The 14,973-nt window shown below is 33.5% G+C and carries 12 protein-coding genes and 1 pseudogene; 5 read left to right on the forward strand and 8 right to left on the reverse strand.

All coding sequences use genetic code 11. The annotated features are described in order from the left end of the window. Positions 1 to 117 precede the first annotated feature (117 nt). Positions 118 to 1,905: an oligoendopeptidase F gene (gene pepF, locus F8162_RS05310; RefSeq protein ID WP_151634375.1), complete on the forward strand. Its 1,788-nt coding sequence runs from the start codon at positions 118 to 120 to the stop codon at positions 1,903 to 1,905. A 49-nt stretch (positions 1,906 to 1,954) separates the two neighbouring features. On the opposite strand, the gene F8162_RS05315 is transcribed toward pepF, so the two are convergent. The 6 genes from F8162_RS05315 to F8162_RS05340 form a co-directional block, all read right to left on the reverse strand. Continuing rightward, positions 1,955 to 2,992 carry an agmatine/peptidylarginine deiminase gene (locus F8162_RS05315; protein ID WP_151634373.1) on the reverse strand — a complete coding sequence of 346 codons (1,038 nt, stop codon included), beginning with the start codon at positions 2,990 to 2,992 and terminating at the stop codon, positions 1,955 to 1,957. A 107-nt stretch (positions 2,993 to 3,099) separates the two neighbouring features. After that, complete coding sequence (locus F8162_RS05320; protein ID WP_151634371.1) at positions 3,100 to 4,839, reverse strand: amidohydrolase; 1,740 nt, start codon at positions 4,837 to 4,839, stop codon at positions 3,100 to 3,102. Between the two features lie 81 nt (positions 4,840 to 4,920). Next, positions 4,921 to 5,742, reverse strand: a complete 822-nt coding sequence (locus F8162_RS05325) for a MerR family transcriptional regulator (protein WP_151634369.1) — start codon at positions 5,740 to 5,742, stop codon at positions 4,921 to 4,923. A 38-nt stretch (positions 5,743 to 5,780) separates the two neighbouring features. Then, positions 5,781 to 6,758 (reverse strand): agmatine deiminase family protein, encoded by a 978-nt coding sequence (locus tag F8162_RS05330; RefSeq protein WP_151634367.1) that lies wholly within the window; start codon positions 6,756 to 6,758, stop codon positions 5,781 to 5,783. 379 nt (positions 6,759 to 7,137) lie between these two features. Continuing rightward, on the reverse strand, positions 7,138 to 8,295 hold the full coding sequence (locus F8162_RS05335; RefSeq protein ID WP_151634365.1) for an agmatine/peptidylarginine deiminase: 1,158 nt from the start codon (positions 8,293 to 8,295) through the stop codon (positions 7,138 to 7,140). Between the two features lie 231 nt (positions 8,296 to 8,526). After that, positions 8,527 to 9,654: a serine hydrolase domain-containing protein gene (locus tag F8162_RS05340; RefSeq protein WP_151634363.1), complete on the reverse strand. Its 1,128-nt coding sequence runs from the start codon at positions 9,652 to 9,654 to the stop codon at positions 8,527 to 8,529. 263 nt (positions 9,655 to 9,917) lie between these two features. Between F8162_RS05340 and F8162_RS05345 the strand changes: the two are divergent. Further along, positions 9,918 to 10,148, forward strand: a pseudogene (locus F8162_RS05345) (hypothetical protein). A gap of 110 nt (positions 10,149 to 10,258) precedes the next feature. Here the strand turns inward: F8162_RS05345 and F8162_RS05350 are convergent. Beyond that, a complete protein-coding gene (locus F8162_RS05350) occupies positions 10,259 to 11,491 on the reverse strand; it encodes an MFS transporter (protein WP_151634361.1) in 1,233 nt (410 codons plus the stop codon). 85 nt (positions 11,492 to 11,576) lie between these two features. Between F8162_RS05350 and F8162_RS05355 the strand changes: the two genes are divergently transcribed. The 3 genes from F8162_RS05355 (at position 11,577) to F8162_RS05365 (ending at position 13,702) form a co-directional block, all read left to right on the forward strand. After that, complete coding sequence (locus tag F8162_RS05355) at positions 11,577 to 12,419, forward strand: LysR family transcriptional regulator (protein ID WP_151634359.1); 843 nt, start codon at positions 11,577 to 11,579, stop codon at positions 12,417 to 12,419. Positions 12,420 to 12,421: 2 nt separating this feature from the next. Continuing rightward, positions 12,422 to 12,931 (forward strand): DUF3916 domain-containing protein, encoded by a 510-nt coding sequence (locus tag F8162_RS05360; RefSeq protein ID WP_151634357.1) that lies wholly within the window; start codon positions 12,422 to 12,424, stop codon positions 12,929 to 12,931. A gap of 93 nt (positions 12,932 to 13,024) precedes the next feature. After that, positions 13,025 to 13,702, forward strand: a complete 678-nt coding sequence (locus tag F8162_RS05365; protein WP_151634355.1) for a YdcF family protein — start codon at positions 13,025 to 13,027, stop codon at positions 13,700 to 13,702. Positions 13,703 to 13,896: 194 nt separating this feature from the next. On the opposite strand, the gene F8162_RS05370 is transcribed toward F8162_RS05365, so the two are convergent. Beyond that, entirely contained in the window at positions 13,897 to 14,841 is a 945-nt protein-coding gene (locus tag F8162_RS05370) for a glycerophosphodiester phosphodiesterase (RefSeq protein WP_151634353.1), read from the reverse strand. Between the last annotated feature and the right edge of the window lie 132 nt (positions 14,842 to 14,973).

A 14,973-nucleotide genomic window follows, 5' to 3' on the forward strand; every position in this document is an offset into this window, starting at 1 on the left:
TTTTTTAAGCCTTGCCATTTTAGCAAGGCTTTTCATTTTCCAGCAGGGATTTTTTGCAATTTGTTGTATTTCATAGTTATATAGGAATATAACTACATATTTAGAAAGGAAATGATTATGACTGAACTTAAAGATCGACTACAAGTAGATGAGAAAGAAAAATGGGATTTAACGGATATCTACCATAGCATTGAAGACTGGGAAAGTGATTTTCATAAAATTGAAGTATTAACGAAAGAATTACACGAGTTTAATGGAAATATTTACGATGGTAATAGTTTATTAGCTTATTTAACAAAGAGTGAAGAAATATCTAGCATAATATCTTTAATGTTCGCTTATGCACGATTACAATCTGACCTTGATACGCGCGATACTGACGCTCAATCTCTTGTCGATAAAGTGTCACAATTACATGTGAAAGTAAGCGCGGCTAAATCTTTCTTTTCTCCATTCTTACTTAGCGTAGATGAAAACACATTACATTCTTACATAGAAGAGGCAGAAGGCTTACAATATTATAAAGAAGACTTATTTGAATTATACCGTTATAAAAAACACGTATTGAATAAGGACCAAGAAGAGATTTTATCACAAATGGGCGAAGCACTTTCCTCTCCTCAGCATACATATGGCATGTTAAATAATGCGGATATTCTATTTGGTGAAATTACGACTGATGATGGAGAGAAAGTAAATTTAACACGTGGAATGTATGCAAAGTTAATAGAAGATGAGGATCGCGAGAAACGTAAAGAAGCCTATAAAGCTTATTACAAGCCATACGTACAATTAAAAAATTCTATCGCTTCTACTCTATCTGCTGCTATTAAAAATAATGTTACTGTTTCAAAGCTAAGAAACTATCCATCAGCTTTAGAAAAGTCATTATTTGGCGACATGGTTCCGAAAGAAGTTTATGAAAATTTAATTGAGACGACGAAAAAAAATATTCAATCACTACATACTTATAATGAACTTCGAAAAGAAAAATTACATGTAGATGAACTACGTCAATACGACTTAAGCGTTGATTTAGTAGCTGGTGTAAAACAAGACATTCCATACGATAAAGCGTTTGACATTATGATTGAATCACTAGCTCCATTAGGCGAAGAGTATATTGAAACATTAAAAAGCTTTAAAGATAAACGTTATATCGATGTGAGAGAAACACCCGGAAAACGTTCCGGCGCTTATAACTTTGGTGTATATGGTGTTCATCCTTTCATTCTTTTAAATCATCACGATGATTTAAATAGCCTTTTCACTCTTACTCATGAATGTGGACATGGTATGCATACGCATTACTCACACGGATACCAACCAAGAATTTCTGCACACTATACTATTTTTGTCGCAGAAGTCGCTTCAACAGTAAACGAAGTACTATTAATTCATCATTTATTAAAAGAAGCAAAAGATGCTAATGTACGTAATCATTTAGTAAACCATTTCATCGACAAATTTAAAGGCACTTTCTTTACACAAATCATGTTCGCTGAGTTTGAAAAAATCACTCATGAAATGGCTCAGCAAGGTAAACCATTAAATGCCCAAGTCTTTAGCGAAGTTTATGAAAACTTATTTAGAGAGTACAATGGCGACTCCCTCGTATTTGACGAAGAAGTAAAATATGGATGGGCTAGAATACCGCATTTCTATCGTCCATTTTATGTGTACAAATATGCAACTGGATTCGCTTCTGCAATCCAAATTGCCGACAAATTATTGAGCGGCGATCCAAATGCTCAAAAACATTATATTGAATTCCTTAAAGGTGGAAGTTCTGACTATCCTTTAAACTTACTGAAAAAAACTGGTGTTGATTTAACTACGCCAGAACCGATTGAAAGTGCACTAAATCGATTTAGCTCACTTGTTGAAGAGTTTTCAGCATTATAAAAAGCATGCGGAGTGTAATACTCTGCATGCTTTTTTCATTTCGGTTGCTTTATGCTAAATGTTGCTGCGTCACACAGTGAATCATGCCACCATACGCGAACAGTTTATTTACATAAATACCGACAATTCTTCTTCCCGGAAACTGCCCTTCAATAATTTGAAGCCCTAACTTGTCATGCTCATCGCCATATATAGGAACTAATACAACTTCATTTCCAATATAAAAATTCAAATATGAGCCCTTACAGTCTGCTTCTTTTACCATTTTTCTTGTCACCGGTACTGGTATAAGCTGAAATGGTTGTCCATCTATATTTTTTGCTTGTCGCAATTCTTGATAATGCTTTTCGTATGCCTCCAAAAGGTATGATTCGCTTTCCCCGAAAGGATCATATTCATAAAGAATCGTATTTTCATTTACAAAACGTGCTGCTCCATCAATATGGTAGTCTGTATCTTCATCATAATTATCCTCACCGCGAATGCCCGTTATCCATATAAAATTCGTGACCCCCAAATGCTTCGTTAACTCCATTTCAATCTCTTCCTGACTTATTGTAGGATTTCGATTTTCATTTATAATAGAAGTTTTTGCTGCCATTAAGGTGCCATTTCCGTTTATCTCTATTCCCCCGCCCTCTAGACAGACACTAGAATTAACTTTTGGAATGCTATACGTTTCACTTATTTTTGCCGGAATAACAGCATCATTTTCATACGGATATTTCTCACCCCAACCATTAAAAACCCAGTGTGTTAAGCAGAGATTACCTTCCTTATCTTTTACAAAGATCGGTCCATTATCCCTTATCCACACATCATCCGTCTCTTGAATTAAGAAATCAATTTGATCCATATCCACTTTCGCTTCCATTAACTTCGATTGGACATGTACTTTTTCTTCCTCATCATATACAACAATATGAACAGTTTCTCCATAATGAAGCTCCTTTGCCATCGTTACCCAAATATCATCTAGCTTAGCTCTGTAACCTTCACCTCTATGAGCTTTATCATGAGGCCATTGGAGCCATGTCCCCTCATGTTTCTCCCACTCAGCAGGCATATAAAATAAACTTTTTTTCATACATGTTCACCCCTTCTTCGAATGTAAGGTCAGTCTAAACTTTGACATCGTGTTAAGGTCAACAGAAATATATTCATGTACTTGTAACTACTTTATAAGGTGTCTCTTTATTTCTCCTTGTGATACACTACTTCTCCTTGTAAAACCGTCACTAAAACTTTCGCATTTGGAATCTTATCGACACTCATTTTAGTAATATCTTCATTTAGTAATATCATATCGGCTGATTTACCTACTTCAATTGAACCAGTAATTTTATCAAGGCCTAATGCTTTGGCGGGCTTAATCGTATAAGCATCAATCGCTGCATATATATCAGATAAGCCTTTCTCTTCAATACTTAGCGCATTCGAAATCGTCACAAGTGGATTTAGTTCATTTACATCCCAATCACTACTAAGTGATACGTTTGCTCCTGTTTTCCAAATGCGTCCTAACGGCATAATTCGTTCCATCTGTTGATTTGTAAAATACGCACTCGCCCAGCTTTGTTTAGGATCTTCTGCAAAATCATGACCTACTTGGAAATCAGCACTAATACCTAACTTAGCAAAACGATTTATATCACTATCTTCTACCATTTCAACATGCGTAAGCGTATAAGGCTGATTCGCCCCTTCTTTTTTCGCTGCTTCAATTGCATTTAAACTCTCTCTTACCCCGCCATCTCCAATCGTATGAATGAGTGCACCGTAACCAATTTTATTCAGTTCCGTCAACCACCACTTCATCTTTTCTTCTGGAATATAGTTCAAGCCATACGGGGTTCCTTTAAACCATTCAAATTTATATTTTTCTAGTGTTTTAGCTGTGCTGTTAATGCTAATTCCATCACTATACATTTTCACTTGATTGATAAGCATTCGAGATGATACATCATCACGCTTAATTTTTTTGAAGTACTCCATTTGTTCTGCTTCATTTAAATTTGGATATACCCACGGGCGAAGTACTACTCGCGACGTTAACTTTTTCTCATCGTTAACTTTATTCCAAACATCTAACCAGCCTCGTTTCCAATAGAGACGTCCATCGCCGACTGTAGTAATCCCATTCTTCGCAACCTCATCTAATCCATCCAGCAAACCGTCATAATTTTTTTCAAAGAGATTTGACTGGGAATTCCATGCTTTTTCCATTAAGATATCCCCTGCTGTATCATACAGAAGCCCGAAAGGTTCTCCTGTTTCTGGATCCCGAATAATTCTTCCGCCTTGCGGATCTTTCATCTCTTTATTTATTCCTGCTACTTCCAATGCTTTTGAATTAACCCATACAGAATGAGAAGTTCTTTCCATAATTAATACAGGGTTATTAGGAAATAACTCATCAAGAACTTGTAATGGCGTTTGTTGTTCTGATTTTGCGTCCATATCTTTTAACAACTCTTCCAAACTAAATCCTGTTCCACTTATCCATTCGCCATCTTTTACATCTTTTTTACAAGCCTTTAAATACGAGCGTTGTTCTTGCAGCGAAGCATCAGGTGAGACACTACAATTCCCTGCAGCTGGTGATTTCGCCTCAAATATATGATTATGATTGTCCACAAAACCAGGGAGAATAAAACGTCCTTGTAAATCCACCACTTTCGTATCTTCATTTATAAACCCTTCTACATCCTTATTTGAACCAACAAATGTAATTTTTCCTTCTTTAACGGCTACAGCCTCTACAATGTCTTGCTTGTCATTTGAAGTATAGATTGTACCATTTTTAAACACTACATTTTTGGGCAACTGATTAGGTAGAACAAAGCTACCATTCTCACCTTCTCCTCCAGGAGTACACGCTGAAACCCATGTCACACTTAAAATCAGACAAATAATCATGATTGTTTTTTTCATATTCTTTCTCCTTTTTATTATGATGAATTACTTACATAAATAGAATAAGGATTGACATAATGTTAATGTCAATCCTTATCTTTAGTCTATTTTCATCACTAAAAAACAAATTTGTGTCACATATTCCTCTACTAAACAATCACATTCAGGCCCCTTGATGTAGACCTCATATGGCGAATCATCTATTACATAACCATTTCTTTCAATCCATTTTTCTAACGCTATATAAGCGTAACCTATATAGTCGTAACTTCCATAATGCATAGTAGTAACGATTTGATGCGGATTTAATTTTTTCATTTCGCATTCTTGTACTACGTCTTTATCGTTCTCATGCATAATCGGAATTCTTAATTCAATATCGCTCTGATTCGGGATATACTCTTCATCATAAAAAACTGTAGAGGGCGAACCGACAATTTTAAACTTATTCTTTTGTACTTTTTCATATAAGTCATAAAAATAATCATCCATATCATCTATATTTATTTGCAGTCTTTGAGCAATTACTGTTATTTCATTTCTCACTCCAATAAATATATCGTAATTTCTATGGCAAGCAGTATTTAAAGCATGATTCATATTTACCATTTCATTCATTTCTGAAATAACCTGTAAATTTTGTTTCACTTCATGAGATAACTCTACAATTTGCGCTTGCATATGTTTCACAAACGAGTCTTGATCTGATGACTGGAGAATGATTTTAATTTTCGGAAGAGGGAACTTATACTCTCTCAACTTTTTTATTTTTAACGCTATTTCTAACTGCCCTTGCTCATAATATCTATACCCATTTTCCGGGTTCACATATGCCGGTTTTAATATATCCTCTTTGTCATAATGCCTTAGCATCCGTGTACTCATTTTACAAATCCGCGAAAACTCAGTAATTGTATACATATACTTACCCCTTGAATACATTTTCTTATACGCTTATTTTAAAACCAATCAAAAATCTTTCTAACTGAAAAATCCCCATTTTGATTTTTCAATCTCTTCATATTTGAAGGTAACAAATGATGAGGACAATACCACGTTAAACAATTTATTGCGCCTCCCATTGTTGATATTTCTCCTACATGAATTTGAATCGCTTGTTTCTCCGTATGCTTTTGAATATACCGTAAAACTTCCTTATCTTTAGCTAATCCAAATTTAGGAACGTAGATCGTATCACATGTTTCTAACATATTTATATACAAACCTTTTGCCGACGCTATTTCTTGGTCATATTGCCCTTTCTCTGTATATGACGATGGCACAACTATAAATTCAGCTTCTGGCATTTGCTCTTGAATAATTTCTTGAACATTATATCTAAATTCATGATCCCCTAAAAAATCACTAATAAACATCGTATGTTCATCAATAAATTTAACCATTCCGTCTGCATGTCCAAGTACGTCTCCTTCTTCAGCAGGAATAATAATAACTCGGCTCACATCTAAATCCCATTCCAGTTGCTCTATAATTTCTTCTTCCGTCCAATCATCATTATCATCAAATATGCGTTCCGTTAATATAACAGTATCTTTTTTATTCCAAATAAGATTTCCACCATCTAATATCAATGGAGATTTCACATATTCAAAGTCGTTCTTTTTCAACCATTTATTAAATTGTTGATCTAAATATCGCCATTGATCTTTCGGTAAGTAATTTGGTTGATATTTAAATTTAACTAAATGATTTGTTACAACTGGTGCAACATCTCTTAACCAAATATCATCATACTCAAAAAAGCTTGTATGAAATTCTTGTTCCTCAACAGATAAAGAGACAAGTTGATCAGCAAAAGATTTATGTTCATTTAAGTATTCATTAAAATAAACCAGGTCTTCATAAAATGGTCGATAATATTCATTTAATTTATCTGGTATTGCAGTAAAAATAATTCCATTATGTTTTTGTTCCATAATATTTACCTCGCTTTTTAATAATGGTTGAATAGCTAATTTCACTTTGCCAATTACTTCCCTTTTCATAACAATGTTCGAAACGTGCACATTTCATGAATGGATTATAGCACGGAGAAATATTATATATTTATATAAAAAATATAAAGCTGTCATTAAGCCGCAAATTGACTCTTGACAGGATTTTAAAATACAATAATAGAAATTTATATGAAAATATGAATTTGAATAATAGCATCATAAATCCTATCATTATGAAGCTAGTTAAGATTATTCCTTTCAATACCCTTACTCCCTTTTTACAAAAAATAAAACATGACAAAATAGGTAAAGGTAACAATGTACCTATTTTGTCCGTACGTTGCTACATTTCAATCGATTACTTCAAATGAATCGGTTGTTGCTGTGTAATACAATGTATCATGCCACCATTTTTATAAAGCTCTCTCACATCAATACCAACTACTTTACGATTTGGGTATAACTTCTGAATCGTATCGTTTGCGATTTTATCATTTGAATCATTATAATTAGGCACCAACACCACTGTATTCCCAATATAATAATTAATATATGATCCCTTATAATCGAGAGCTTTTCCATTTTCTAAAGTAACTTTATCTTTACTAAGGGGTAAGTATTCGTACTTATATTTCTGTCCTGATGCATTTTTTGCATCTAACAATGTGTCCATATCTTTGTTTGATAACCCCCACTCGGCTAGGTCATCTTCTTTCATCGTTACGATGGTAGATTTACCATGAAATTTAGCAAATCCATCGATATGGAAGTCAGTAATATCTAAATTAGGTACTCCGTCTAACCAAATAAAGTTTGATACTCCTAGCTCACTTATATATTTTTCAATTTCTTTTTCTGATAAATTTGGATTTCTATTTTTATTTGTTACTGCACTTCGGGTTAATAAAGCAGTCCCATTACTGTCTAATTCAATTGCACCGCCTTCAAGGACAAATTCCCCCCAATCAATCCTTTCAATCCCTAATTGTTTACTAACATTTTCACGTATACGAGCATCATTTTTATAAGGGGTTTTCTTTCCCCAACCATTAAATGCCGGATCTAATATTTTGAGATTTTTATTATTGTCATAAACAAAAATCGGTCCACTATCTCTTGCCCATACATCATCAGTAGGAGCGATAAAGAAATCAATTTTATCCATATTCAGTCCTTTATCTATTAAAAGGTTATTGATGCGCTCTTTCTCTTCCTCATCGTATGCAACAATATGGACTTTTTCACCCTCAGTTAAAGCACTTGCCATCTTAACCCAAATCGGTTCAACTTCCTGCTTATATTCTTGACCATATGTGTATTCATGAGGCCATTGCAGCCATGTACCTTCATGTTTATCTTTTTCATCTGGCATCGTATATTTTCCAACCTTTTTCTGTACCTCTACTTTTTCACTCTCTTTCCCTTTTACATTTTCATTACCACTTTCAAAAGAACAACCACTAATAATCGCCGTGGATAATGTAGCTACTAAGCAAAACTTTACTACTTTTTTCATTTTTTCAACCTCCTGTTCTTATCTCCAATAATGTAAAGCTTCACATAGTGTGAAGCTCAAGCTTTTTCTCCAATGTAAAAATTACCAATTATTCTTTGCATTCATATCATTTAGCTAATTATATGTATTTATTCAACTACCTTCCTTACCTACTTATTTGGCACGCTGAAATTTACGAAATAAAAAAAGTCGGTATTGATAATTACATATCAATACCGACTTTTAAAATTATTATTTTCCTTCTATTAAATCATTCGCCATTTTCCTAAACTCCTGATTAAACGTATCATTCATACCATTTTGTACGTTAGAGAATAATATGACAAACGTTCGTTTATCACGGTTAAAATTATTAAATGTATTCCAACCAGCTAATACACCATGATTATGATAATAATCTAGATTAGTATAGAAACTAAATCCATATTTTCTTACAGGTGATGCAGTAAACATATCTGATACACTTTGTTTAGATAGCAGTTTTCCATCCATAATAGCCTCATCTAATCTTTTCATATCTTCAACAGTCGTATACATTTCACCGCACCCATACAACCAGTTCATTTTTAAGCGGGGTGCAGCTATTAACTCGTTATCTTTTTTCGTATAACCTTCTGCTAAGAAAATATCTTCAGGGAGAGTTGCACCCATTCCAGATTCATACATTTCAACAGGCGTAAAAATATTTTCTTTCACATATTCAGCGAGCGGTTTATTCGATATTTTTTCTACAATATACGCAAGCACCATATAATTATAATCTGTATATTTCCAACCAGTCCCTGCAGGAAATTGCAATTTTTGTGCACCAATCCACGTTACTAACTTTAATCGTGACGCCACATCAACCCTACCTTGTCCCTGATCTGGCAGCCCAGACGTATGTGTTAACAAATTTCGTAACGTAATATTTTTATCTGCCGGAAATGAAGAAATATACTTATTTACATTGTCTTCAATGTTTAATTTCCCTTTTTCTTTTAGTTGCATAATAGATATTGCAACTACTGTTTTCGTAATAGAACCAATACGATATTTCGTTCTTGGCGTCGTGACTACTTTATCTTTCACATTCGCATACCCATAACCTTTTCGTAAAATCACATGATCTTTACTAGCTACAAGTACACTCCCATTAAATCCTTTATCTTTTAAATATTGATCTAGTTTTCCGGCTACAACTTCATAGCGCTTTTTCTCATTCGCATCAACTTCTTGAATATCGCCCTTTTTCTTACTATTTACATTAGAAAATGCCTTTATATCATATTTCTTACCTTTATTTGCATGTATTAGCGCAACGACACTCCCACAAAAAATAGCAAAAATAAAGAAAACGATTAACCATTTCTTTAACATAATAGGAACCCTCTTTTATCTAGTTTCACTTAACGTACATCCATTCTGTTCTATATCTTTTAATTTTCAAATATTTTATAATACTACCTATTATTCACCTAAATGAACTAGATTCCTTTTTCTCATATGCAGTTTTCGGCTACTCTCTATTGTATTTCTTTCTTGCAAAATTTCCACCTTACAATCGGATACACCCTACTATAATTTCAACATCTTATGTAACATTTGTTACACATTATCATTATCAAAAAGGAGTTATAAACATGAAAAATACTGATAAACGCAATCGTTTAGATGATATGATGTTTCATTACAGGGTAACAAAAAATAACATAGTTTTAATTGAATATTACGGAAAATAAATTACGATATTAAAAGGAACTGATGCTGAAAAATTTTTAAACAAAATAAATCGTGCACATAACGATACAGAAAAACAACTCATTATGGCTAAAGTTACAGGTAATTTCAAAAGAGGCAATGAACGTCAATGAAAACGAATCTCATTTATATTTTGATTATACAACATATAAAAAAAGAAATGTCGCTCATTCGGCATTTCTTTAGACTTTCTTCATAAAAAATTTACATTGCTAACTTTCTTTTATTTTTTGTTTTTACTATAAAAACTCACTGCTGAGATACTTAATAATATTACTATACACAACCACGCATACGTATACCCTTTCTCATCGACAATATAACCAAATAAAACAGGTGCAACAATAATCGCAATTTGATTGAATGTAAGTGCCAAACTAACTGTTATTCCAACAGATTCTTCACTTGCCAATTCAGCAACTTCGGCTATAAAAAGACTAAACCATCCAATTGAAAAGAACCCTAACAATGCACTTACACCATACAATACTCCACTCGTTACTGTATGTATGCCCATGACTAACAATAGAATCAAACCGATAGAAGCACAGACAGCTATAAATAATGGCGTGCGCCGATTCCCCTTATAAAACAAATCACTACTAGCTGCTAATATAACACGGCCTATCATTCCAGAAAAGAACATCACTGAAAATACTGTTCCAGCTACAATAGATGTGATAGATTGTTCCTTTACTAAAAATTTCATGAAGTGCCCAACTAACACCATTTGCAATGAAATCATGCAAATACCCGTTATATATATTGGATACAACTCTTTTTTACATATCACTACTTTTAACTCCGTCCAAAAAGAAATTTTAATATGTTCTTTCTTTGCATCCTCTTGAACATATGGCTCTTTATAATAAATAAAAAATAATAACCCTCCACTTATACAAATGCATGCCATACTATTTATCGCGTAAGCCACATTATATTGTATTGTAAAAAATGGGATTAGCACTCCCGCTAATGCACCACCAATTGGTATACCAGCTTGCCTTATTCCCATCGCTAATCCACGATTTTCTTTTGGGAACCATTTTAAAATTACTTTACTTCCCCCTGGCTGGGAAACACTATAAAACATTCCTACTAATAAAAGTACAAATAACAGACCATTAAATCCATTTACTATATTAGTTAGTAAAAACGAACCTCCTAGCAAAAATGAACTGATAGAAATTAATAATTTTTCATTATATCGATCCAGTAACCGACCGACAAAAAGCATACAAAATAACGGTCCAACATTTACAACACTTACTAACAATCCACTCTCCATATTCGTAAGCGCATATTCTTCTTTCCAAAATAAAGCGAAAACCCCGACACCATATGTTATAAGTGTCGCTGTTGTTTGAGCAATCGTCGCAACAATTAACATCACCCACTTATAAGTACTGTTCATCCTTTCTTCCATTAACACAATAATCCCTCCATCCTCTTCCATTGTATGAAAGTTCTGATATCATATAAAATAAAGATTCATCATATAATCCATCAAAAAAATTGATATCTTTTTGGAGGGATGATACGTGGACATAAAAGATTTAACTGTATTTTACGAAGTTGCTAAGGAAAGTAATATTTCTCACGCTGCGAAAAATTTGAACTATGTACAATCAGGCGTAACAATGCGTATGAAACATCTAGAAAATGAATTAGGTGTGCCTTTATTTTACCGTAACGGAAAAGGGGTAACTTTAACTTCTAACGGTGAGATTTTATTAACATACGCCAAACAAATTATCCACTTAATGGATCAATCTATAAAAGCGGTTCAAAGTAATGGAACTGATCCTAAAGGCCCTTTGAAAATCGGGTGTACAGAATCTACAACCGCGGTAAGGCTGCCATCTATATTAACGGCCTATTATGAGAAATACCGAGAAGTCGAATTGATTTTAGAAACAAATACGACCGAACAACTAATTAGGCTTGTGTTAGAACGAAAACTAGACGGAGCGTTTATAGCAGGACCTACTCAGCATACTGAACTTCATACAAATGTATTTCGTGAAGAAGAATTAGTTCTCATTAGTAAAAAACCTTTATCCTCTCTTAAAAATATAGAAGATATGAATTTACTCGCTTTTAGTCACGGTTGCTATTATAGAAGTTTATTAGAAGACTGGCTTCAAGAAGAAGGCATCTCGCCTAAACGAGTATTAGAGTTTGGAACAATTGAAGCAATACTCGCCTGTGTAAAATCAAATATGGGCGTAGCAATTATGATGAAATCTATATTAAATGGTCATGCACATAACGTATCATTTAATCCTTTACCTAATAGATTCAAAAAAGTTCCTACTACTTTTATTACTAGAAAAGATATATATCACTCAGCTGCATTACAAAAATTTATGGAGATGATTTAACAATGCGTGAAAAGAAAATACGTGGGATGAAGCGTAAAACAAACACTATGATACAGCGAATTGAAGAACATACAAAAACGTTCCCTTCTGCTTTCTATTACGATGAATATTGGTATATGCCATTACCAGTTTCCCAAGCTTTTATCAATTCGTGTAAAACACCTAGAAAAGTAAAACGATTATGTATACAAACCCTATTAAATCAAGCAAGCCATTTAATAAAAATAAAACCGATCGATACACATACATATCGAGTTGTTGTTTTGATTTCTATAGAAAGGTTGTGGCATTCACAAATCATTATATTTAAAAATGAAGACTACTTTCATGATTTCTTTAATAGAAATAGTGAATTTCAAAAATGGATTCCTCTTGCAAATGAGTCTGATTTTTGGAAGACATGGGGAATTTCAATTTGTCCTACTTTTCAAAGGTTGCACTTCCAAGAAATCGTGCATGATGAGGATGAATGCTATGAAAAAGAGATTTGGTTTGTTGGAGAGTTATCTTAAAAGGGGTACTTTCAAATTAAAAGCTTCCTTTTTTCCACTTAATAAAATCGCTATATAATGAATTTATCATTTTACTATATAGGAGGTTTTCAAATGGTAATCCCTAAATATCCTGATGTCCCTACTCTGACGAAAAAACAAATCGATCAAATTACAGAAATCACTTTTCTAAAAGAAATAACACCACAAAAATGTGATGCAATTTTCGTTTTCGGCGGTTCTCATCCTGGCAATTGGCAAGCTCCTCTAAAAGCTTATCAACAAGGTTTAGGAAACCAAATTATCGTTACAGGCGGTACTAGTTTGCATGGCATGAAACATCCGAGCTGGAATTACGGGGATTTGTCAGAAGCAGAAGTAATTGTACATAAATTAATTGAACATGGCGTACCAAAAGAAGCTATCATATTCGAGACAGACTCCCTTCATTCTATCGCTAATGTAATTGAAGCGAAAAAGATTTTTGATTTCACAAAGATTAATCGATTACTCTTTGTATGTAAAAGTTTAGGAGCTGGTCGGCAATATAAAGTATTAAAAAAACATCTACCTAATACTGTTACTTGTATTCCATTTACATTTGATACAAGTTTCGATGGTGAGTTTATAATGAATAAATATAATTGGATGGAAAATGAAAAGAGTCGCTCTATGATTTTTGGAGAATACTTGAGAAATATTTGCTACGGTAGAAAAGGCGGTATCGAGCCACCTGAAAAAGAAGTTCAAGGCTTAGAAGAATATGTATCCTACTACTATAATCTAGCATAATAGAAAAAGGTATACCAAAACGTCGGTATACCTTTCTCCTATTTATCCCGCTTTAATGGGCAGTAAGACCCCCACCTCAAAATTCAGCGAAAGCAAAGAAGTTTGCTGGGGGATTAACTGCCCATTAAAGTCCGATTGGTTCAACTAATAATCAGTGTGGGATGAAGAAAACCCCCACTGATTAAAGTTTCACTTTATTTTTCTTTTAACACACTATGTAATCGATCTGGGTAATTTGTAAACATTCCTGTAGCACCCCATTTAATTAACAATCTCATATCTGGTTTCTCATTAATTGTATAAGGATGTATTAACAGTCCATTTTTCCTAGCCATCTTCATATATGACTCATTCATAATTAAATCTCCGTTATCATTACGTAAGTTTGGCCCAATACCAACTGCATACTTTTTAATTTCTTGAAACTCTTCATTCGTTACACTTTTCGGTTCATGTGTAATACCAGACCATTCAACAATCTCATTATTTTCATTTGGATAATACCAAAGCAGTTGAACTAACGGAATATTTCTATTCATACTATGAATCTTTGTTAAACTATCTTTACTAAATGATTGAATCATAACACGACTAGATGACATGTTTTGACCTACTAAATTATATTTATTTAACAATGCTAACAATTTCTCTTCCATTCCTGGATACACATCTGGTGATTTTGTTTCAATGTAATACTTCATGCTTCTTCCGTACTTTTGGAAGATTTCTTCAAGAGTCGGAACTTTTTGACCAACATACTCTCTCTTAGCCTTTTCTGGATAAGCTTTATTGAACCAAGATCCTGCATCTAAGCTCTTTATTTCACTTAATGTTTTATCTCGTACTTCCCCTGTACCATTTGTAGTGCGGTCAACTGCTGTATCATGCATTGCAATCAACTGGCCGTCCTTAGTTAACTGAATATCTAACTCCAAATAATCCGCTTTCATTTTTTTCACAAGATCATAAGAAGCAAAAGTATGCTCAGGTGCATGTCCACTTGCTCCGCGATGTGCAATATTTAAAAACTTATTCGTATTCCATTCATGCTTCCCTTCTACTTTCGCATGAACTGCTCCCCCAGCAAAGATACTTCCCGTCATAAAGAAAATAACTAACACGCTAATAATTTTTCTCATCCTTCTAACCCTTCCTACGTTGCAAATTTCAACAAGTTAATGAGATTTACACGAAATAGAAGATATACTTTCATCATTTTTATAAGCTTATATTAAAATTCCAATCTTACAAATACAATTCCCTTATATTTT

The organism is Bacillus sp. CH140a_4T (assembly GCF_008923725.1).
Classification (GTDB): domain Bacteria; phylum Bacillota; class Bacilli; order Bacillales; family Bacillaceae_G; genus Bacillus_A.